The 20,872-nt window shown below is 55.2% G+C and carries 18 protein-coding genes; all 18 read right to left on the bottom strand.

All coding sequences use genetic code 11. The features are described from left to right. Positions 1-78: 78 nt before the first annotated feature. On the bottom strand, positions 79-2,238 hold the full coding sequence (gene pnp / locus AP057_RS07555; protein WP_033016835.1) for a polyribonucleotide nucleotidyltransferase: 2,160 nt from the start codon (positions 2,236-2,238) through the stop codon (positions 79-81). A gap of 136 nt (positions 2,239-2,374) precedes the next feature. Next, positions 2,375-2,644 (bottom strand): 30S ribosomal protein S15, encoded by a 270-nt coding sequence (gene rpsO / locus AP057_RS07550; RefSeq protein ID WP_033016867.1) that lies wholly within the window; start codon positions 2,642-2,644, stop codon positions 2,375-2,377. Between the two features lie 87 nt (positions 2,645-2,731). Further along, positions 2,732-3,718, bottom strand: a complete 987-nt coding sequence (gene ribF / locus AP057_RS07545; RefSeq protein WP_049624696.1) for a bifunctional riboflavin kinase/FAD synthetase — start codon at positions 3,716-3,718, stop codon at positions 2,732-2,734. A 36-nt stretch (positions 3,719-3,754) separates the two neighbouring features. Beyond that, entirely contained in the window at positions 3,755-4,663 is a 909-nt protein-coding gene (gene truB, locus AP057_RS07540) for a tRNA pseudouridine(55) synthase TruB (protein WP_033016838.1), read from the bottom strand. A gap of 55 nt (positions 4,664-4,718) precedes the next feature. Beyond that, positions 4,719-5,105, bottom strand: coding sequence for a 30S ribosome-binding factor RbfA (gene rbfA, locus AP057_RS07535; RefSeq protein ID WP_033008079.1), 387 nt, complete (start codon positions 5,103-5,105; stop codon positions 4,719-4,721). 16 nt (positions 5,106-5,121) lie between these two features. Further along, a complete protein-coding gene (locus tag AP057_RS07530) occupies positions 5,122-5,400 on the bottom strand; it encodes a DUF503 domain-containing protein (RefSeq protein WP_033008081.1) in 279 nt (92 codons plus the stop codon). Then, positions 5,397-7,622, bottom strand: coding sequence for a translation initiation factor IF-2 (gene infB / locus AP057_RS07525; protein ID WP_055358425.1), 2,226 nt, complete (start codon positions 7,620-7,622; stop codon positions 5,397-5,399). The genes AP057_RS07530 and infB overlap by 4 nt, the downstream gene beginning before the upstream one ends. 19 nt (positions 7,623-7,641) lie before the next feature. After that, the gene (locus AP057_RS07520) at positions 7,642-7,944 is read right to left on the bottom strand and encodes a YlxQ family RNA-binding protein (RefSeq protein WP_055358424.1); all 303 of its coding nucleotides are present in this window, start codon (positions 7,942-7,944) and stop codon (positions 7,642-7,644) included. Further along, positions 7,941-8,225, bottom strand: a complete 285-nt coding sequence (gene rnpM / locus AP057_RS07515; protein WP_055358423.1) for an RNase P modulator RnpM — start codon at positions 8,223-8,225, stop codon at positions 7,941-7,943. Before rnpM ends, AP057_RS07520 begins: the two co-directional genes overlap by 4 nt. 12 nt (positions 8,226-8,237) lie before the next feature. After that, positions 8,238-9,389 (bottom strand): transcription termination factor NusA, encoded by a 1,152-nt coding sequence (nusA, locus tag AP057_RS07510; RefSeq protein WP_055358422.1) that lies wholly within the window; start codon positions 9,387-9,389, stop codon positions 8,238-8,240. Positions 9,390-9,413: 24 nt separating this feature from the next. Further along, positions 9,414-9,887 (bottom strand): ribosome maturation factor RimP, encoded by a 474-nt coding sequence (rimP, locus tag AP057_RS07505; RefSeq protein ID WP_033008087.1) that lies wholly within the window; start codon positions 9,885-9,887, stop codon positions 9,414-9,416. 203 nt (positions 9,888-10,090) lie between these two features. Next, complete coding sequence (locus AP057_RS07500; protein WP_055358421.1) at positions 10,091-14,395, bottom strand: PolC-type DNA polymerase III; 4,305 nt, start codon at positions 14,393-14,395, stop codon at positions 10,091-10,093. Positions 14,396-14,500: 105 nt separating this feature from the next. Continuing rightward, positions 14,501-16,204, bottom strand: coding sequence for a proline--tRNA ligase (locus tag AP057_RS07495; RefSeq protein ID WP_047818151.1), 1,704 nt, complete (start codon positions 16,202-16,204; stop codon positions 14,501-14,503). 25 nt (positions 16,205-16,229) lie between these two features. Continuing rightward, positions 16,230-17,495 (bottom strand): RIP metalloprotease RseP, encoded by a 1,266-nt coding sequence (rseP, locus tag AP057_RS07490; RefSeq protein ID WP_171697966.1) that lies wholly within the window; start codon positions 17,493-17,495, stop codon positions 16,230-16,232. Positions 17,496-17,497: 2 nt separating this feature from the next. Continuing rightward, on the bottom strand, positions 17,498-18,646 hold the full coding sequence (dxr, locus tag AP057_RS07485) for a 1-deoxy-D-xylulose-5-phosphate reductoisomerase (protein ID WP_055358543.1): 1,149 nt from the start codon (positions 18,644-18,646) through the stop codon (positions 17,498-17,500). A gap of 20 nt (positions 18,647-18,666) precedes the next feature. After that, positions 18,667-19,461, bottom strand: coding sequence for a phosphatidate cytidylyltransferase (locus AP057_RS07480; protein ID WP_049624612.1), 795 nt, complete (start codon positions 19,459-19,461; stop codon positions 18,667-18,669). Next, a complete protein-coding gene (locus tag AP057_RS07475) occupies positions 19,458-20,231 on the bottom strand; it encodes an isoprenyl transferase (protein ID WP_055358420.1) in 774 nt (257 codons plus the stop codon). Before AP057_RS07475 ends, AP057_RS07480 begins: the two co-directional genes overlap by 4 nt. 82 nt (positions 20,232-20,313) lie before the next feature. Further along, positions 20,314-20,871, bottom strand: a complete 558-nt coding sequence (frr, locus tag AP057_RS07470) for a ribosome recycling factor (protein WP_033008096.1) — start codon at positions 20,869-20,871, stop codon at positions 20,314-20,316. Between the last annotated feature and the right edge of the window lies 1 nt (position 20,872).

Raw genomic sequence — 20,872 nt, 5'->3', positions numbered from 1 at the left:
CTCCTTTTTCACTACTACAACCATATGTCTACGGGAGACAAGTTAGAACATAGCAAAAGAGCCTTAAGAAACAAATTCCTAAGGCTTCATGCGTTGGCGCTCCGGCCGTCTTCCGCGTTTTTCCCGCGGCGGCTCGGCAATGCCGCGCTGCTCGCGCAACACCGCTTTGCGCGACAAGTTGACGCGCCCTTGTTTATCGATTTCGGTCACCTTCACCAAAATTTCATCGCCGATCGACACGACGTCTTCCACTTTGCCGACCCGCTCCTCGGCCAGCTCGGAAATGTGGACGAGCCCGTCCTTGCCGTTGAACAGCTCGACGAACGCGCCGAATTTTTCGATCCGTTTCACCTTGCCCAAATACACTTCCCCCACTTCGACTTCGCGGACGATGTCTTCGATGATTTGCTTTGCTTTTTGGTTGGCCGCTTCATCGACAGAGGAGATGAAAATCGTGCCGTCTTGCTCGATATCGATTTTCACGCCGGTTTCATCGATGATTTTATTGATTTGTTTGCCGCTCGGCCCAATGACCTCGCGGATTTTATCCGGATTGATGTGCATGATCAAAATTTTCGGCGCATATTTGGACAGCTCTTTGCGCGGCTCGCTGAGCGTTTGCATCATATGGTCCAAAATTTCCAAGCGCCCTTTGCGCGCCTGCATGAGCGCCTCTTCCAAAATGTCGCGCGTCAGCCCTTTAATTTTAATGTCCATTTGCAGGGCGGTGACGCCTTTTCTCGTGCCGGCGACTTTGAAGTCCATATCGCCGAGATGGTCTTCAATGCCTTGAATGTCGGTCAAAATTGTGTAATGATCGTCTTGTTTCACCAGCCCCATGGCAATGCCGGCGACCGGCGCTTTAATCGGCACCCCGGCATCCATCATCGCCAGTGTGCTCGCGCAAATGCTCGCCTGCGATGTCGATCCGTTTGACTCGAGCACTTCCGAAACGAGGCGGATCGTGTACGGAAACTCGCGCTCCGACGGCACGACCGGCTCCAACGCCCGCTCCCCAAGCGCGCCGTGTCCGATTTCGCGCCGCCCCGGCCCGCGCATCGGCCCGGTTTCGCCGACGGAAAACGGCGGGAAGTTGTAATGATGCATGAACCGTTTCGATTCTTCCAAATCAAGCCCGTCCAAAATTTGTACATCGCCGAGCGCCCCGAGCGTACAAACGCTCAACACTTGCGTTTGGCCGCGCGTAAACAAGCCCGACCCGTGCGTGCGCGGCAAGACGCCGACCGCCGACGACAGCGGGCGGATTTCATCGACTTTGCGCCCGTCCGGACGGATTTTCTCAACTGTAATCAAACGGCGCACTTCTTCTTTCACAAGCTTGTGCAAAATTTCCTGCACTTGCTTCAGCTTCTCTTCATCCGCCTCTTCCGCTTCGTACTTGGCGATGACGCCCGCTTTTACATCCTCGATGGCAGCATCGCGCGCCAGTTTTTCCGGCACTTGCACCGCCCGCTTAATATCTGCTTCCGCAAGTTGGCGGATTTCCGCCTCCAACTCAGGATCGGGTTCATACAAGACGACTTCCATTTTTTCTTTGCCGACCTGGGCGGCAATTTCCTCTTGGAAAGCAATGAGCCGCTTGACTTCTTCGTGGCCGAACATGATCGCTTCGAGCATCACTTCTTCCGGCACTTCATCCGCGCCGGCTTCGACCATGTTGATGGCATCTTTCGTCCCAGCGACGACAAGATGCAGATCGCTTTTTTCCATCTGCTCGACCGTCGGATTGATGACAAACTGGCCATCGACGCGGCCGACGATGACACCGGCGATCGGTCCTTCAAACGGAATGTCGGAAATCGTCAACGCCGTAGACGCACCGATCAACGCCGCCACTTCCGGGGAGCAGTCTTGGTCGACGCTCATGACCATCGATACGACTTGCACTTCGTTGCGGAATCCTTCGGCAAACAACGGGCGGATCGGCCGGTCGATGAGCCGGCTCGCCAAAATCGCTTTCTCGCTTGGGCGGCCTTCCCGTTTAATAAACCCGCCCGGAATTTTCCCGACCGCGTACAGCCGCTCCTCGTAGTTGACCGTCAGCGGGAAAAAGTCCACATTTTTCGCTTCCCGCGATGCGGTGGCCGTGCTCAGCACCACCGTATCGCCGTAGCGGACGAGCGCCGCCCCGTTCGCCTGTTTTGCCAGTTCGCCGGTTTCAATGACGAGCGGGCGTCCAGCCACATCGATGGAAAACACGCGTTTCTCTTGTTCCATACAGACGAGTACTCCTCTCTATGTACAAAAATAAGGGATCTGCTGATGATTAGTATAGACGAATTGGCGCTATTGTATCATCGCCGCGCAAACGGCGCCTATAAACTAGCAAAAAAGCGGGAATGCTCCCGCTTTTTTATCGACGTAATCCAAGTTTCTCAACTATTTCACGGTAGCGCGCCACATCTTTATTGCGCAAGTAGGCCAACAGCCGGCGGCGTTTCCCGACCATTTTCAGCAGGCCGCGCCGAGAATGATGGTCTTTTTTATGGACGCGCAAATGCTCATTCAAATTGTTGATTTGCTCTGTCAAAATCGCAATTTGCACTTCCGGAGAACCGGTGTCGTTCTCATGGACTTTGAATTGTTCGATGATTTCGCGTTTGCGCTCTTGCGTCAATGCCATCATGGTTCACCTCCCTAGTCTTCGATCCCCGGTTGCCGAGCGGGCGTCGGTGAGTCGCCTGGCCAAGCAACGGTTCGCATACACTGATTAGAATACCTCTTTTTCCGGCAAAATGCAAGTCTTTTCGTCCAAACGCCGGAAATACTGTTTTGCTTCTTCCTTGTCGCGGGCAATTTGCGCCGCCAGCTCGGCGACGCCGGCAAACTTGCGCTCGCTCCGCAGGCGGCGGTGCCACTCAACCGTCACCGTTTCCCCGTAAATGTCGCGCGCGAACGCAAACAAATGCACTTCCACGCTCGGCAACCCTTCGCGCGCCGCATGGAACGTCGGTTTGTAGCCGATGTTCGCCACCCCTTCGTACGTCCGGCCGCCAACGGTCGCTTTGACGGCGTAAACGCCGACCGCCGGCAATAGGTAGTCGCCATTTAACGCAATGTTGGCCGTCGGGAACCCGATCGTCCGCCCGCGCTGCTCCCCGGCGACAACCGTCCCTTCGATGTCATAAAAACGGCCGAGGAGGCGGGGGAGCTGATCGACCGCCCCTTCTTCAATGAGCTTCCGCACCCTTGTCGAACTCACCTTTTCCCCGTCGACGGCCAGCTTTGGAACAACGGTTTGCCCAAAGCGGCCGCGCGCATGAAGCGGCATCGTCTCCATCGTCCCTTTTCCGAACCGGCCATAAGTGAAATCAAAACCGGCGACGACGTGCTTGACATGAAGCCCATCCAAATATTGATCGGCAAACTGCTCCGGCGGCAGGTTGGCGAACGCCGGTGTAAATTCGACGATATACAGTCGATTCACGCCAAGCGCCGCAACCAACTGCTCTTTTTTGTTAAGCGGGGTAATGAGACGAAGCTCAGGTTGTTTGCCAAGCACGACGGACGGATGAGGATGAAACGTCATCACCGCGCTTTCGTATCCGCGTTCATTCGCAATCTCGACCGCCGTCCGGATCACTTTTTGGTGGCCAAGGTGAATGCCGTCAAAATAGCCGAGCGCCATCACCGCCGGGGGAAGCGCCTGGCGCTCAAAGCGATGCGGATGCGAAAGAAATATCGTTTCCATGTCCATAACCCACCTTACTTTTTTTCCGCGCTTCGCCCGGCGTCAACGAAACACTTTGAGCGGTTTCATCAAGCCCGGGCGCGCCGGATGCTTTACATACAGGGCCAGCGCCTCCCGCTCGGGCGTCACGAGCACGACCGGCCCGTCAAGCGCATGCAAAAAGGCGGGAAGCCGGAGCAGCGCCCCGTTTTTTACTTTCTCTGCTACTTTATCATTGATTTCATATTTCGGCAAATGAAAAAGCGCTTGCTCGATCGGAATGAGCAAGGCGGCGGCCGTTCCGTCGGCCGCCCGGCGCTCGACTTCTTCCAGCGTCACACAATCTTCAAGCCGAAACGGGCCGGACGCTGTGCGGATGAGATCGGACATATGAGCCGGATAGCCGAGCTGCTCGCCGACCGTCACTGCGAGCGTGCGGACATACGTGCCTTTGCTGCATGTGACGCGGAAGCGAAATGACACCGTCTCCCCGGCAAACAGCTCGCGATCATCGAGCAGCTCGAGCTCGTAAATCGTCACGCGCCGCGTCGGGCGCTCCACCTCGATGCCGGCGCGCGCATATTCATACAGCTTTTTGCCGCCGACTTTCACCGCCGAATACATGGGCGGCGTTTGCTCGATTTCCCCGATAAGGCGGCGGAAAACGGCTTCGATTTCCACCCGCGCAATCGGCCGCTCGACCGGCCGGACGGCAACGACGTCACCGTCGGCGTCTTCGGTCGTCGTCGCTGCACCGAGCGTCACTTCCCCTTCGTACGTTTTCGTCGCTCCGGTAAGAAATTCCGCAATGCGCGTCGCTTTGCCAAGGCAAAGCGGCAGGACGCCGGACACGTTTGGATCGAGCGTGCCGGTATGGCCGACTTTTTTTACCCCAAGAAGGCGGCGCACCTTTGCCACACAGTCGTGCGACGTTATTCCTTTTGGTTTGTTGAGCAGCAATACCCCGTCCATCGGCGCACCCTTTCCCTGTCTATACTCGCGCAACGGAAATGGATAGACGGTTCGTCTATCCATTGTTTGGACCATCCTCCGCCTCTTCCGGCCGGCGGCGGTCGCCGTCGGAAATTTCGCGGATCAGCCGCTCAATGCGGCTGCCGTATTCCATCGTTTCATCGATCTCAAACAAAATTTCCGGCGTTTTGCGCAGGCGAATGCGCTGCCCGATTTCCGAACGGATGAATCCTTTCGCCTTTTCCAGTGCTTTCAGCGTGTTCTCCCGCTGCTCGTCATCGCCTAAGACGCTAATGTACACTTTCGCTTGCTGCAAATCGCCGGTGACGCGCACATCGGTGACGGTGACGAAACCGATGCGCGGGTCTTTCAGCTTGCGGCCGATAATGTCGCTCAACTCTTTTTTCATTTGCTCGCCAACGCGAGTTGCCCGTATGTTCATCATCCATCACCTCGGTTTACAACCACTCAAATGATGTGGACGCCCGCTCCAACTCGGGGAACGAATCGATCAAGGCCAAGGCCCGCTCGAGTTCCCGCTCAGCCGCCATTCGGCTCGACGCGATGGCGACAAGGCCGATTTTCGCCCGCTGCCATGCGTCTTGATAATCGAGTTCAGCCACAGAGACGTTGTACTTTTGCCGAATCCTTGTCAGCACCCGCTGCAGGACGGCCCGTTTGTCCTTCAGCGAGCGGGCGTTATAAATGAGACATTCGCATGCGGCAAAGCCGATCATGCCCGAGCCACTTCCTGCATGACGTACGCTTCAATAACGTCCCCTTCTTTAATGTCATTGAAGTTTTTGATCGTCAAGCCGCACTCATATCCTTGCGCCACTTCGCGCACATCGTCTTTATACCGTTTGAGCGAATCGATTTCGCCTTCGTACACGACGATGCCTTGGCGGATGAGGCGCACTTTGCTGTCGCGGGTGATTTTGCCGTCGGTGACATAGCAGCCGGCGATCGTGCCAACTTTGGACACTTTGAACGTTTGCCGCACTTCCGCTTGGCCGATGACTTTCTCTTCGTATTCCGGGTCGAGCATCCCTTTCATCGCCGCTTCAATTTCCTCAATGACGTTGTAAATGATGCGATGGAGGCGGATGTCGACTTTTTCCGATTCAGCGGCGCGCTTCGCATTCGCATCCGGGCGGACGTTAAAGCCAATGACGATAGCGTTCGATGCCGTCGCCAGTGAAATATCCGATTCGGTGATGGCGCCGACCGCCGCATGGATGATTTTCACCCGCACGCCTTCGACATCGATTTTTTGCAAGGCGGCAACCAGCGCCTCAACCGATCCTTGAACATCGGCTTTGACGATCAAGTTCAGCTCTTTCATTTCGCCTTGCTTGATTTGTTCGAACAAATCGTCGAGGCTGACGCGCGTTTTCACGCTCCGCTGCTCCTGCAGCTGCCGCTGCGCCCGCGCTTCCCCGATTTGCCGCGCCTTTTTCTCATCCTCAAACACCATGAAACGGTCGCCGGCTTGCGGCACGTCGTGCAGCCCGGTAATTTCCACCGGCATCGACGGCCCCGCTTCCTTGACGCGCCGCCCGCTGTCATTGACCATCGCCCGCACACGCCCGTACGTCGTGCCGACGACGATCGGATCGCCGACTTTGAGCGTGCCGGCTTGAACGAGCAGCGTCGCCACCGGGCCGCGCCCTTTGTCGAGCTTCGCTTCAATGACCGTTCCGACCGCGCGCCGGTTCGGATTGGCTTTTAATTCTTCCATCTCGCTGACAAGCAAAATCATTTCCAACAGATGATCGAGGCCCTCTTTCGTTTTCGCTGACAGCTTGCAGAAAATCGTATCGCCGCCCCATTCTTCCGGAACGAGGTTGTACTCCATCAACTCTTGCATGACGCGGTCCGGGTTCGCTTCCGGTTTATCCATTTTGTTAATGGCGACGATGATCGGCACGTTTGCCGCCTTGGCATGGTTAATCGCCTCGACCGTCTGCGGCATGACCCCGTCATCGGCCGCAACGACAAGGATGACGATATCGGTCACTTTCGCGCCGCGCGCCCGCATCGTCGTAAACGCTTCATGGCCTGGTGTATCGAGGAACGTAATTTTTTTGTCATTGACGGTGACTTGGTAAGCGCCGATGTGCTGCGTAATGCCGCCCGCTTCTTGCTCGGTCACTTTCGAATGGCGGATCGCATCAAGAAGCGTCGTTTTCCCATGGTCGACGTGCCCCATGATCGTGACAACCGGCGGCCGTTCAACCAGGTCTTCCGGAGCATCGGCAATTTCAATCGCTTCAAAGTTCGTTTCGTCAATGGTCACCTTTTCTTCCACTTCAACGCCGTAGTCGGAGCAGATGAGCTCGATCGCATCTTTGTCCAAGTCTTGGTTGATCGTCGCCATCACGCCAAGCATAAACAGCTTTTTAATAATTTCCGATGGCTCGCGGCCCAATTTTTTCGCCAGCTCGGCCACGGTGAGCGAACCCTCGAACGTAATTTTCTTCGGCAGCTCTTTTTCTTTTTTCGCCGGCTGCGGCACCTGCTTCGCGGCCGGAGCCGCTTGTTTTTTCCCTTTCGCCGGCCCTTTTCCTTTCTTCTTCGCCGCTTGGAACGCTTTCTTTTCTTGCTGCTGCGCCTCCGTTCGTTTTGTTTCTTTCCCTTTCACCGCCCCTTTTTTCTTGGCCGGCTTGGCTGCTTCTTTTGCATCGTCAAAAATTTCCTCATCCGAGAAATCGGCCGTCTTCGCCGGCGTTGGCCGCTTCGGCTTGTCGGTTTTCTTTTCCGATTTCTTTTCATTTTTGGTTTCGGTTTTCTTTTCGGCCTTTGGGCGGTATTGATGGTCAAGCTTTTCGACGACATCGGCCTCGAGCATGGCCATATGATTGTTTACTTCAATGTTCATTTCTTTCAATTTATGAATAACGTCCTTGCTTGGCACGTTCTGTTTTTTCGCATATTCGTACACACGCATTTTTGACATACAGTCACCCCCATAAAGATCAGTCGAGCATCGTTTGCAATTGGCGCGCGAACCCTTCGTCGGTGACGGCGACGACGACGCGGGCGTCTTTGCCGATCGCGCCGCCCAGCACATACCGGTCCGGCACTTTGCAAAGCGGGACGCCATAAAACGCACATTTATCCGTCACTTTTTTTTCCGTGTTGGCCGACGCATCTTCCGAAAGCAACACGAGCCGCGCCCTGCCCCGTTGCACTTCCTTGACGACAAGTCCCTCTCCGGAAACGACTTTTCCGGCCCGCTGCGCCAACCCTAACAGCGATGCCCAGCGGTTCTGTTTCATTGTCCTACCTGTTTCTCCTTTTTCGCCAAAGCAAGCAGCTCGTCATAGAGCGAGTCGGCGATGTCGGCTTTTAAATGGCGGGCCAAAATGTTTTTCTTTTTCGCCTGTAAAATGCAATCCGGGTCAAGGGTAATATACGCGCCCCGCCCCGCTTTTTTGCCGGTCGGGTCGATCGACACCTCTCCTTCTTTGGAGCGGACGATGCGCACCATTTCCCGCTTTGGCTTCATCTCTCCAGTGACGACGCATTTGCGCAACGGAATTTTCTTTTGCGCTGCCATTTCTATTCCCCCTCACTCGATTTCCGCCGATGCATCGAATGATTGGACGTTCTCATCACTATTTTCATTATCGGCCGCCGCGCCGTTGAAATCAAGCGAAGTGGATGGCGCATACGGATCAATGCCCATGTCCCGCGCCTCGGACTCGCTTTTAATATCGATTTTCCAGCCGGTCAATTTTGCCGCCAGACGGGCATTTTGCCCGCGTTTGCCGATAGCGAGCGACAGCTGGTAGTCCGGAACGATGACGGTCGTCGCCCTTTGCTCTTCATTGACGATGACGCGCAGCACTTTCGCTGGGCTTAACGCATTGACGACAAACTCCACCGGGTCGGCCGACCAGCGGACGATATCAATTTTTTCCCCGTTCAGCTCGTCGACGATCGCCTGGACGCGCTGCCCTTTTGGCCCGACGCAGGCGCCAACCGGATCGACTTCCGGATTGTCGGAATGGACGGAAATTTTGGAACGATCGCCGGCTTCGCGGGCGATCGACTTGATTTCAACCGTCCCGTCGTAAATTTCCGGCACCTCAAGCTCAAACAGCCGCTTCAGCAAGCCCGGATGAGTGCGGGAGACGAAAATTTGCGGCCCTTTTGTCGTCTTTTCCACTTTCGTAATGTACACTTTCAGCCGATCGTGCGGTTTGTACGTTTCATTCGGCATTTGTTCGTTCGCCGGCAAAAGCGCCTCCGCCTTGCCGAGGCTGACATAGACAAAACGCGGGTCAATGCGCTGGACGATGCCGGTCATAATGTCCTCTTCGCGGTCGACAAATTCGGCGTAGATGATGCTCCGCTCCGCTTCACGCACGCGCTGGGTCACGACTTGTTTCGCTGTTTGCGCAGCGATGCGCCCGAAATCGCGCGGCGTCACTTCCAATTCGACGACATCGCCGATTTGATAGTTCGGATTGATCCGCTGCGCCTCCTCAAGCGAAATTTCAAGACGCGGATCGGTCACCTCTTCGACGACGTCTTTGCGGGCGAGCACGCGGATCGTCCCTGTTTCCATATTTAAATCGACGCGCACGTTTTGCGCTTGGCCGAAATTGCGCTTGTACGCGGAAACGAGCGCCGCTTCAATGGCTTCCATAATCACTTCTTTGCTGATGCCTTTTTCCCGCATCAGATCGGCTAACGCCTCAAGCAACTGCGTGTTCATGAAACGAAAATCCCCCTTTTATCATTAAGAGAAAATGACGGCTAATCTAGCGCTCGCCACTTTTTCATACGGAATGGCGACCGTTTTTTGCCGCCCGCGGTCTTTGACCGACAGCGTCACGGTCGTCCCGTCAAAAGCGGTCAATTCCCCTTCAAACTGCTTTTCTCCTGCAATCGGCTCGTATGTTTTGATATATACATTTTTCCCAATTGCTCTTACAAAATCTTTTTCATTTTTTAACGGCCGCTCCGCTCCCGGCGATGACACTTCTAAAAAATAGTTGTGCGGAATCGGGTCGACCTCGTCGAGCTTTTCGCTTAGCCTTTCACTGACGACGCCGCACTGTTCAATGTCCACGCCGGTGTCTGAATCAATAAAGACGCGCAAAAACCAGTTTTTTCCTTCTTTCACATACTCGATGTCCACCAGCTCGAGCCCCATTTCGTCCAAAATCGGCGCGACAAGCTGTTCAACCGTTTCTGTCACTTTTTTGCTCATCGTGTTCCTCCTTACTGGGCAAGGCTGCATGCTGCATAATGAGAAAATCCCCTGCACAAGGCGGGAATGAACGAAAGACGGAAAGACCGATGCTCATTCAAGACGAAAGAGTGGGTTTCCCCACTCTTTGTTTGCCATTATCTTTGCCAATTCCACTAAAACTATAACACATTGGGAAATATATTGCAACGAAAAACCGTCCGTCAGAACAAGGACAGCTGGTTATGATCCGGAAGCGAGTCGAGGCAGCCGCGGCTTTCGAGATACTCAAGCAGCGTTTTCGACACTTTGCCGCGCTGCTGCAAATCTTCTTTTGACAAAAACTCCCCTTCTTCGCGGGCGCGCACAATGTTTTGCGCCACGTTCGTCCCGAGCCCCGGGATGGCGTTAAACGGCGGAATAAGCGAGTTGCCGTCAATGACAAATTCGGTCGCCTGCGAGCGGTACAAGTCGATATTTTTAAAGGAAAAGCCGCGCTCGCACATTTCCAGCGCCACTTCCAGCACCGTGAGCAAGCTTTTCTCTTTCGCCGTCGCCTGAATGCCTTTGGCGTTGATTTCCTCAATCCGCTTGCGAATGGCGGCTGATCCTTTGATCATGGCATCAAGGTCAAAGTCCTCCGCCCGCACCGTAAAGTACGACGCGTAATACAAAAGCGGATGGTGCACCTTAAAGTAGGCGATGCGCACCGCCATCAACACGTAGGCCGCCGCGTGCGCTTTCGGGAACATGTATTTGATTTTTTTGCACGAGTCGATGTACCATTCCGGCACGTTATGCTTGCGCATCTCCGCCTCAAATTCCGGCGTCAATCCTTTCCCTTTGCGCACCGATTCCATAATTTTAAACGCCAGCGACGGCTCAAGCCCGCGGTAAATGAGATAGACCATAATGTCGTCGCGGCAGCCGATCACCTCAGAAAGCGTGCACGTGCCATTTTGAATGAGTTCTTGCGCGTTGCCAAGCCATACATCGGTGCCGTGCGACAAACCGGAAATTTGCACGAGCTCGGAAAATGTTTTCGGCTTCGTTTCTTCGAGCATTTGCCGGACAAAGCGCGTGCCGAATTCCGGGATGCCGATCGTGCCGACGTTGCACATAATTTGCTCCGGCGTAACGCCAAGCGGCTCGGTGCTGCTGAAAATGCCCATCACGTCCGGGTCGTCGGTCGGGATCGTTTTCGGATCGATGCCGCTTAAATCTTGCAGCATGCGGATGACCGTCGGATCGTCGTGCCCGAGAATATCGAGCTTCAATAAATTGTCATGAATCGAGTGGAAGTCAAAATGGGTCGTCCGCCATTCCGATGACGTATCATCGGCTGGATATTGGATCGGCGTAAAGTCGTAAATTTCCATATAATCGGGAACGACGATAATGCCTCCAGGGTGCTGCCCAGTCGTCCGCTTCACTCCGGTGCAGCCGGCCGCCAGCCGGTCGATTTCCGCGCCGCGCAGCTCTAAGTTATGGTCGCTCGCATAGCCTTTCACAAACCCGTACGCCGTTTTGTCGGCGACCGTGCCGATCGTTCCGGCGCGGTAGACGTTGTCTTCGCCAAACAGCACTTTCGTATAGTTGTGGGCGCGCGGCTGGTACTCGCCGGAGAAGTTCAAATCGATATCCGGCACTTTGTCGCCTTTAAAGCCGAGGAACGTCTCAAACGGGATGTCATGCCCGTCTTTTTTGTATTTCGTCCCGCATTGCGGGCAGTTTTGATCCGGCAAGTCAAAGCCCGACCCGACCGAACCGTCATTAAAAAACTCGGAATGTTTGCAGTTCGGGCAGACGTAATGCGGCGGCAGCGGGTTCACCTCGGTAATTTCCGTCATCGTCGCGACAAACGATGAGCCGACCGAGCCGCGCGACCCGACAAGGTAGCCGTCATCGAGCGACTTTTTGACGAGCTTATGCGAAATTAAGTAAATGACGGCAAATCCGTGGCCGATAATGCTCTTCAGCTCTTTTTCAAGCCGCTCCTCAACGAGTTTCGGCAGCGGGTCTCCGTAAATTTCTTTCGCCCGCCGGTAGCTCATTTCCTTGATTTCCTCGTCCGCCCCTTCGATGCGCGGCGTGTACAGCTCATCCTTGATCGGCTTCACTTCACCGATTAACGAAGCGATTTTTTGTGTGTTGTCGACGACGATTTCTTTCGCTTTTTCCGGCCCTAAAAACGAGAAGCAATCCAGCATTTCGTTCGTCGTGCGGAAATACACATCCGGCAGCTCATGCCGGTTGAGCGGGTTCGCCCCGCCTTGCGAATGGATTAAAATTTTCCGGTAAATTTTGTCCTCCGGATTTAAATAATGGACGTTGCCGGTGGCGACGACCGGAATGTTGAGCTTTTCGCCAAGGGCGACGATGCTGCGGATGATGTTTTGGATCATCTCTTCATCTTTGACGTAATCCATTTCAATGAGCGGCTTGTACACCTCGGGCGGATGCACCTCAAGAAAATCGTAAAAGCGGGCGATGTCTTCGACTTCCTCCGGCGCCTTTTGGATCAAGTTGTCAAACAGCTCGCCTTTGTCGCAGCCCGAGCCAACGAGCAGCCCTTCACGATGCTTGACCAGCACGGAGCGCGGGATGCGCGGCACGCGGTGAAAATAATCGATGTGCGACAGCGAGACGAGCTTGAACAAGTTTTTCAGCCCGATGTCGTTTTGCGCCAACAGCGTCGCATGGAACGGGCGCGCCAGGCGGTACGACGCATCGCTGTGCGTGCGGCTGTTTAATTCGTCATGAAACAGTATGCTGCGCTCTTCCGCTTCCTTCAATAGCCGCATAAGCAAATGCCCGGTTGCCTCCGCGTCGTAGATGGCGCGGTGGTGCTGGGTCAGTTCAATGTCGAACTTTTTGCAAAGCGTGTTCAGCCGGTGGTTTTTCAAATCCGGATACAAAAAGCGGGCGAGTTCAAGCGTGTCAATGACCGGATTGGTGAGCTTGCCGCGTCCCATGCGGGCGAGGCCTGCGTTTAAAAACCCGATGTCAAAGCTGGCGTTATGGGCCACAAGCGTCGCATCGCCAATCCAGTCAACAAAACGGGCCAGCACCTCATCCGGCTGCGGAGCGTCTTTCACCATTTCGTCCGTGATTCCGGTCAATTCCATCGTCGTCACGGACAGCGGATGTCCCGGATTGGCAAAGGACATAAACCGGTCGATGATCTCGCCGTCTTTGATTTTGACGGCCGCCAGCTCAATGATCGTATTGTACACAGCCGACAGCCCGGTCGTTTCAACGTCAAAGACGACGTATGTCTCCTCCGAAAGACGGCGGTGCGTTTCATTGTAGGCGATCGGCACGCCATCGTCGACGATGTACGCCTCAAGGCCGTAAATGACCTTCATGCCGTGTTTTTTCGCCGCGCTGTAGGCCTCCGGAAACGACTGAACAACGGCATGGTCGGTGACGGCGATCGCCGGATGACCCCATTTTTTCGCTTGTTCGATGAGTTTTGTCACCGAGGTAACCGCGTCCATTTGGCTCATCGGGGTATGCAAATGGAGCTCGACCCTCTTTTCCCCTTCGGGCGCTGTATCTTGCCGTTCGTTTGCAGCGATTTCGTTCAAATCGTTGGCGATGATGACCAAATCGCGGACGAATGTGTCGTTTTGCACGCTGCCGCGCACTTTCACCCACATGCCTTTTTTGACGCCGCTCATGAGCTCGGCGTCCTCTTTGTCGCGCGAGAACATTTTGACTAAAATCGAGTTCGTGTAATCGGTGATTTTCATGGTCAACAGCGTGCGGCCGCTTTTGAGCTCGCTCACCTCAGCGTCAAACACATACCCTTGCACCACAACGCGCCGTTCTTCCTCAACGATCGTCTCAAGCGGACGCACTGGCTCCTCGTCGCGGATCGGGTAGCCGATGACGAGCGGGCCGGATGGAGAAGCCGCTGCTGCCTTTTCCTCTTCTTTTGCCATATCGGTCAGCACCGCCAACGCCCGCTCTTCATCTTCTTGCTGCTTTTGCGCCAAAAACTGCTCCATTTCCTGCTCAGCCGGTTGCACGTCGACTTCCAGCTGAAGCGGCGGAAAACCAAACGACGCGTAAATCGCGGCGATTTTTTGCGCAAACCGCCGTTTGACGGCCAGCGCCTCCGCCTCGTGGCGGGCGGTGACAACGAGCTTGTTCCCTTTCACCGCCGGCGTCTGCCGGCTCAGCAAATCGACAAGCGGCGAGACGCCTTCTTGCAGCTCGGCGAGGCAAAGCGGCCAGTACGCCCGCACATCGTCTTCCGTTACGCGCGGCGATTCGACATCAATCGTATACCGGATGGCAGCGATATGGCGGAAAGCAGCCGCCAAGCGGTCCGTAAACGATTTGTACACCTCGGCCGGCAGCACGTTGGCGAACTGAAAATAGAAATGCCAGCTTTTTTCTTCTTTATCAATCACGACTTTGCGAATGAACGCATCACGGAAATACGGCATCCATTCATCCGACGTCATCTTCAGTTGCTCAAGCAAAACGAAAAACCGCTCTTTTTGTTCTTTCGTGGCCATGATTTCCCCTCTCAACGAAATCGTTTCTCTTTCTAATCATACCATACAAACGCCAAAAAGCGCCGACGGAAAAGAAACTCGTTCTTTTTCGCCGGCGCCGTTCGTTCACCCTTGCAAGAGGCGGCGCACCGTATCGGTCAATTCGCCCACCGGCACGTCAAACGTCTCGCCTGTTTTTCGCACTTTCACTTCGACGATGCCTTCGCCCGCCCGCTTGCCGACGGTGACGCGAACCGGAATGCCGATCAAATCGCTGTCGGCAAACTTGACTCCGGCCCGCTCCGGGCGGTCATCATATAACACTTCAAATCCTGCCTGTCCCAATTTTTCGTACCATTCCTCCGCCAACGCTCGCTGCTCGTCGCTTTTCGCGTTCGCTGTCAGCAAATGGATATGAAACGGCGCCACCGAAGCCGGCCAGACGAGCCCGTTTTCATCGGCAAACTGCTCGGCAATCGCCGCCACCAGCCTGGAGACGCCGATGCCGTAGCAGCCCATGATCATCGTCTTCGTTTGGCCGTTTTCATCCAAGTACACGGCGTTCATTGCCTCGCTGTATTTCGTGCCAAGCTTGAACACGTGCCCGACTTCAATGCCGCGAGCGAAGCGGATCGTCCCTTTGCCGTCCGGAGACGGGTCGCCCTCTTGGACAAAGCGCAAGTCGGCGTATTGACTGACGGCAAAATCGCGGTCCGGGTTGACGCCGATGTAATGGTAGCCTTCCTCATTCGCGCCGCAAACACCGTTGACGATGGCAGCAACAGCGTGGTCCGCGATCACCATGACCGCTTCGCTGACACCGATCGGACCGAGCGAGCCGACCGGCGCCCCCATCACCCGTTCTGTTTCTTCCGGCGTCGCCAGCTCCACGACGGTGGCGTCGAGCACATTTTTCACTTTCACCTCGTTCGCCTCGTGGTCGCCGCGGACAAGAACAAGCACGTACCGGCCATCGACATTGAACAAAAGCGACTTGATGCAGCGCTCCGGCGAAACTTGTAAGTAGGAAGCGACTTCATCAATCGTTTTTTGCCCCGGCGTCGCCACTTTTTTCAATTCAGCCGGCGGCTCGCTGCTTTTCTCGTACGTGGTCACAACCGGCGCCATTTCAATGTTGGCGGCATAGTCGGACGCATCGGAATAGGCGATCGTATCTTCGCCAATGTCCGAGAGCACCATGAACTCGTGCGTATCTTTGCCGCCGATCGCCCCCGAATCCGCGATGACGGCACGGAAGTTTAAGCCGCAGCGGCGGAAAATGTTCGAATAGGCGTTATACATGTCGTTGTACGTTTCATCCAAACTTTCTTTTGACGTATGGAACGAATAGGCGTCTTTCATCATGAATTCACGGCCGCGCAGCAGTCCGAAGCGCGGGCGCTTTTCATCGCGGAATTTCGTTTGGATTTGGTACAACACAAGCGGCAGCCGCTTGTACGTTTTCACTTCATCGCGGACGATCGCCGTGATCATTTCCTCATGCGTCGGCCCAAGGGCGAAATCGCGCTCGTGCCGGTCTTTTAAGCGCATCAACTCCGGTCCGTACGAATACCAACGGCCGGACTGCTGCCAAAGCTCGGCCGGCTGCAGCGCCGGCATCAGCAGTTCCATGCCTCCGATGCGGTTCATCTCCTCACGGATGATCGCTTCAATCTTTTGCAGCACGCGTTGCCCGAGCGGCAAAAACGTGTAGACTCCGCTCGCGCTCTGGCGGATGAAGCCGGCCCGCAGCAGCAGCTGATGGCTTTTCACTTCCGCGTCCGCCGGCACTTCGCGCAATGTCGGAATAAACGCTTGACTTTGTCTCATTCACAGCACCTCATTCTCTCTCTCTTTATAGGAAAAATTTTTGAATGTCGTTCCATGTGACGACAAGCATCAGCAACATAAGCAAGGCGAAACCGATAAAATGGACCATTCCTTCTTTTTGCCGGTCGACCGGCTTGCCGCGCACGGCTTCAATGGCGAAAAAGAGGAGCCGCCCGCCGTCTAGCGCCGGCAATGGCAACAAGTTGACAATCCCGAGGTTGATGCTTAAAATCGCGCCCCATTTCATCAAGTAGTAGATCCCGGACTCCGCCACCTTGCCAGTCGATACAGCGATGCCGACCGGGCCTGACAGCATGTCAAGCTGAAACTGGCCGGTGATCAATTGAACGAGCCCTGTTGCAATTTCCCTCGTCCAGTAATACGTCTCGACCAGCCCTTGCTTTACGGAGCCGAACACCGATTTTTCCATCGGCTGATAGACGCCGATTAAGCCGATCGTCTCCCCTTGAATCGTTTTCGCTTCCGGGGTGACGGTCACGCTCATGTCTTTCCCGTTCCGCTCAATTTGAAACTCCAGCGGCTCCTCTGGATGAGCGCGAATCGTGTTGACGATTTCCGTCCACGTTTCCATCCGTTCGCCGTTGATGGCGATGACCTCATCCCCTTGCTTCAACCCCGCCGCGCGCGCCGCTCCATCCGGCGTCAGCTCGCCGATGACCGGCTTATCGACCGGGTAGCCTTGCAAAAGGCCGATGATGATAAAGACGAGGACGGCCAATAGAAAGTTGGCGAGCGGGCCGGCCAAAATCGTCATCGTCCGCTGCCCGAGCGTTTTTGCCGCAAATTGGCGGTGGTACGGGGCGATTTGAATTTCTTGGCGGTCGACGACAAAAAACGCCGGTTCTTTCACCGCAAACCGCTCCAGCCGCTCGCCGTCGGCATAGCCGGTGACATACATGCCATGCTCCAAATCAGCGTCTTCCACCTCAACGACCCGAATGTTCGGATAATCGTCCTTATGGTTGAGGACGATTTTTTCCACCCGTCCTTCACTGTCAAGCAAAAGACCGACGACTTGCCCGCGCTTCAGCTCGATCGTTTCCGGGTCTTCGCCGGCCATGCGGACGAAACCGCCAAGCGGCAAAAGCCGGATCGTATACACCGTTTCGCTTTTCTTAAACGAAAACACTTTCGGTCCGAACCCGATGGCAAACTCGCGGCACAAAATGCCGGCCCGTTTGGCCAGCAGCAAATGCCCGAGCTCGTGAAAAAAGACGAGAGCGCCGAAGACAACAATAAACGAAATAATCGATTCCAACGTTTCAACCACCTTTATGCTAATAGTGAGCGGACATAAGCGCGCACATCCGCGTCAATTTCGCGAATCTCTTCAAGCTGCGGATCGTCCACCGGCTGATGGCGCTCAAGAGCGCGCTCGATCCACTCCTCGATGGCCAAAAACGGAATGCGTCCGGCTAAAAACGCCGCCACCGCTTCCTCATTGGCGGCATTCAACACCGTCGGCAGCGAGCCGCCGCGTTTTCCAGCTTCATAAGCAAAGCGAAGGCAGCGGTAACGGTCAAAATCGACCGGGGCGAAATGGAGCGCCCCAAGCGCAGCCAAATCGAGCGGCTTGGCTGCCGCAAGCGGCAGCCGCTCCGGATAGGCGAGCGCGTATTGAATCGGGATGCGCATATCCGGCGTGCCCAACTGGGCTAAGATGCTCGTGTCGCGAAACTCGACGAGCGAATGGATGACGCTTTCTCGGTGCAGCACGACCTCGATCCGCTTATACGGCAACCCAAACAGCCAATGCGCTTCAATGACTTCAAACCCTTTGTTCATCATTGTGGCGGAATCAATCGTAATTTTCGCCCCCATCGACCAATTCGGATGGCGAAGCGCTTCTTCGACCGTCACATGAGCGAGCTCTTCGCGCGTCCGATCGCGAAAGCTCCCGCCCGACGCGGTCAGAATCAGCTTCTCCACGTGTTCACGCTTTTCCCCTTGCAAGCATTGAAAAATGGCGGAATGCTCGCTGTCAACCGGCAACAGCGGCACACCGCGCCGCTTGGCTGCCGCCGTGACAAGATGCCCGGCAACGACAAGCGTCTCTTTATTGGCGAGAGCGATCGTCTTCCCGGCTTCAATCGCTTTTAATGTCGGCACGAGGCCGACGCTGCCGACGACGGCGGTGACAACGACGTCCGCCTGCGGGCAAATAGCCGCCTCCACCAACCCTTCCTCTCCGTACACGACTGCAGTCCGCCCGCTGTACTCGCAGCGAAGCACTTCGTAAGCGTCTCGGTCGGTGACAGCGACAAGAACAGGGGAAAACTCAGCAATCAGCTTTCTTGCCGCTTCCACATTTTTCCCAACCGATGCCGCCGCCAGACGAAACTTGTCCGGATGAGCGCGCATGACATCGAGCGTTTGCTGGCCGATCGATCCGCTCGCCCCTAATATACTAATATATTTCAACATTTTCACTCCTCATCCGCTTATCGTACTGCTTCGATGAATATGTATAAGAGCGGCAGCACAAACAGCAGACTGTCAAACCGGTCCAAAATGCCGCCATGCCCCGGCAAAATCGCCCCCGAATCCTTCACGCCGTAATGGCGTTTGAAAGCGGACTCGACCAAGTCGCCAAGCTGGCCGAACATCGAAAGCAAAAGCGCAATCCCCACAGCTGCGCCAAGGCTGCCGAACGGGCCGACTGCCCATTCGTAAACGGCCGCGATGACAACAGCGCAGACGACGCCGCCAATGGCGCCTTCGACTGTCTTATTCGGGCTGATTTCCGGCCATAGCTTGCGCCGGCCGAACGCGCGGCCGAGAAAATACGCTCCGATGTCGGTCGCCCAAATGACAAACAGCGCGTAGACGAAGTACGCCAAGCCGGCCAAGCGGATCGCGGCGAAGCAGAAAAACCCGACGCCAACATACAAAACCGCCAGCACGACAAATGCTGCCTCATCAAACGTCAGCGCATTTTTTGTCACGACGGTGCCGACAAGCAGCAAAAAAGCGAGCGCGGCCAGCACACCGAACTTTGTCGTCCCGGACGCCAGCCATTCTTGGCCGTAAAGAGCGGGAACAAGCAGGAGCCAAAGGGCGGCAAACCCGGCGGCCCCAGCGAAAGACAACGGGGACATCCCTTTCATCCGCAGCAGCTCAAACAGTCCGACCGTGGCCAATATATATGTTACTATTATAAACGGAAATCCGCCAAAAATAACAATCGGCAAAAAGAGCGCCGCCGCTATGACTCCGGTGATGATTCGCTGCTTCATCGCGCTGACACTCCTCCAAACCGGCGGTCGCGGCGCTGGTAGGCAGCGATCGCCTCTAGAAAATGTTGCTCCGTAAAATCCGGCCATAAGACATCCGTAAACCAAAGTTCCGTATACGCCAATTGCCAAAGCATGAAATTGCTCAGGCGGATCTCTCCGCTTGTGCGAATGAGCAAGTCCGGATCTTTCAGGCCGTTCGTCATCAAGTATGAGGAAATGAGCGGCTCCGTAATATCGTCCGGCGCGAGCACCCCGCGCTTGACATCCTCAGCGATCCGCTTTACAGCGGCGGCAATCTCCGCCCGGCTTCCGTAATTGAGCGCAAAGTTTAAAATTAAGCCGGTGTTGCCGCTCGTTTCGTGAATCGCTTGCTCAACCGCCCGGCGCGTATGATCGGGCAACGCCTCCGTATGACCGATCACTTGGACTTTGACATTTTCGGCGACGAGCTCGGGAAGAAACGTCGTCAAAAACTGTTCCGGCAGCTTCATTAAATAGTCGACTTCCGTTTTCGGCCGTTTCCAGTTTTCCGTCGAAAACGCGTAAAGCGATAAAATTTCGATCCCAAGCTCATTGGCAAAACGGGTGATTTTGCGCACGACTTGCATGCCTTCGTAATGGCCGGCCACCCTCGGCAGCGCCCGTTTTTTTGCCCATCTCCCGTTCCCATCCATAATGATGGCAACATGGTTCGGAATCGGATGGCCAAGCACATCCTCTTTTGTCAGCGGGGCATCTTCCCGCTTCGCTTTTCGGATTTTATTAAACATACGAGTCCTCCGGGATCGTGTTTTGCCTTTCCATTATAGCAAAAAAACCCTCCATCAACATAGAGGGTTTGCATCGTTTTGCCTATACTTCCATAACTTCTTTCTCTTTCTCTTTTGTGATGGCGTCGATTTTGGCGATATGGTCATCGGTCAGTTTTTGCACATCATCAGTGTAGCTGCGAAGTTCGTCTTCCGTAATTTCGCCGTTTTTCTCGAGCTTTTTCAGCTCGTCGTTCGCGTCGCGGCGGATGTTGCGAACCGCGACTTTCGCATCTTCCGAATATTTTTTGACAAGCTTGGCCAGCTCGCGGCGCCGCTCTTCCGTCAACGGCGGAATGACAAGGCGGATGACCGATCCGTCGTTTGATGGCGTCAACCCTAAATCCGATGCTAAAATCGCTTTTTCCATCTCTTTGATGACCGATTTGTCGTACGGCTGGATGACGAGCAGGCGCGCTTCCGGCACGCTGATCGAAGCAAGCTGGTTGATCGGCGTTTGGACGCCGTAATAATCAACCGTCACTTTTTCGAGCAGCCCGGCGTTCGCCCGTCCGGCGCGAATGCTTGCCAGCTCGCGGGTGAATGCTTGCACGGCCTTATCCATTTTTTCTTTCGCCTGTTGAATCACTTGCTTTGCCATC

Origin of the sequence: Geobacillus sp. Sah69 (genome assembly GCF_001414205.1) — a bacterium.
GTDB classification, from domain to species: domain Bacteria; phylum Bacillota; class Bacilli; order Bacillales; family Anoxybacillaceae; genus Geobacillus; species Geobacillus stearothermophilus.
The sequence above is the reverse complement of the archived record's forward strand: the minus strand, read 5'-3'. Positions and strand labels throughout refer to the sequence as shown.

What these genes read in the sequence shown, in the direction of transcription:
- pnp (WP_033016835.1), bottom strand. Translation starts at nt 2,238, where the DNA reads ATGGAACAAGAGAAACGCGTGTTTTCCATCGATGTGGCTGGACGCCCG.
- rpsO (WP_033016867.1), bottom strand. Translation starts at nt 2,644, where the DNA reads ATGGCATTGACGCAAGAGCGCAAACGCGAAATCATCGAACAATTCAAA.
- ribF (WP_049624696.1), bottom strand. Translation starts at nt 3,718, where the DNA reads ATGGACATGGAAACGATATTTCTTTCGCATCCGCATCGCTTTGAGCGC.
- truB (WP_033016838.1), bottom strand. Translation starts at nt 4,663, where the DNA reads ATGGACGGGGTATTGCTGCTCAACAAACCAAAAGGAATAACGTCGCAC.
- rbfA (WP_033008079.1), bottom strand. Translation starts at nt 5,105, where the DNA reads ATGAACATACGGGCAACTCGCGTTGGCGAGCAAATGAAAAAAGAGTTG.
- AP057_RS07530 (WP_033008081.1), bottom strand. Translation starts at nt 5,400, where the DNA reads ATGATCGGCTTTGCCGCATGCGAATGTCTCATTTATAACGCCCGCTCG.
- infB (WP_055358425.1), bottom strand. Translation starts at nt 7,622, where the DNA reads ATGTCAAAAATGCGTGTGTACGAATATGCGAAAAAACAGAACGTGCCA.
- AP057_RS07520 (WP_055358424.1), bottom strand. Translation starts at nt 7,944, where the DNA reads ATGAAACAGAACCGCTGGGCATCGCTGTTAGGGTTGGCGCAGCGGGCC.
- rnpM (WP_055358423.1), bottom strand. Translation starts at nt 8,225, where the DNA reads ATGGCAGCGCAAAAGAAAATTCCGTTGCGCAAATGCGTCGTCACTGGA.
- nusA (WP_055358422.1), bottom strand. Translation starts at nt 9,389, where the DNA reads ATGAACACGCAGTTGCTTGAGGCGTTAGCCGATCTGATGCGGGAAAAA.
- rimP (WP_033008087.1), bottom strand. Translation starts at nt 9,887, where the DNA reads ATGAGCAAAAAAGTGACAGAAACGGTTGAACAGCTTGTCGCGCCGATT.
- AP057_RS07500 (WP_055358421.1), bottom strand. Translation starts at nt 14,395, where the DNA reads ATGGCCACGAAAGAACAAAAAGAGCGGTTTTTCGTTTTGCTTGAGCAA.
- AP057_RS07495 (WP_047818151.1), bottom strand. Translation starts at nt 16,204, where the DNA reads ATGAGACAAAGTCAAGCGTTTATTCCGACATTGCGCGAAGTGCCGGCG.
- AP057_RS07480 (WP_049624612.1), bottom strand. Translation starts at nt 19,461, where the DNA reads ATGAAGCAGCGAATCATCACCGGAGTCATAGCGGCGGCGCTCTTTTTG.
- AP057_RS07475 (WP_055358420.1), bottom strand. Translation starts at nt 20,231, where the DNA reads ATGTTTAATAAAATCCGAAAAGCGAAGCGGGAAGATGCCCCGCTGACA.
- frr (WP_033008096.1), bottom strand. Translation starts at nt 20,871, where the DNA reads ATGGCAAAGCAAGTGATTCAACAGGCGAAAGAAAAAATGGATAAGGCC.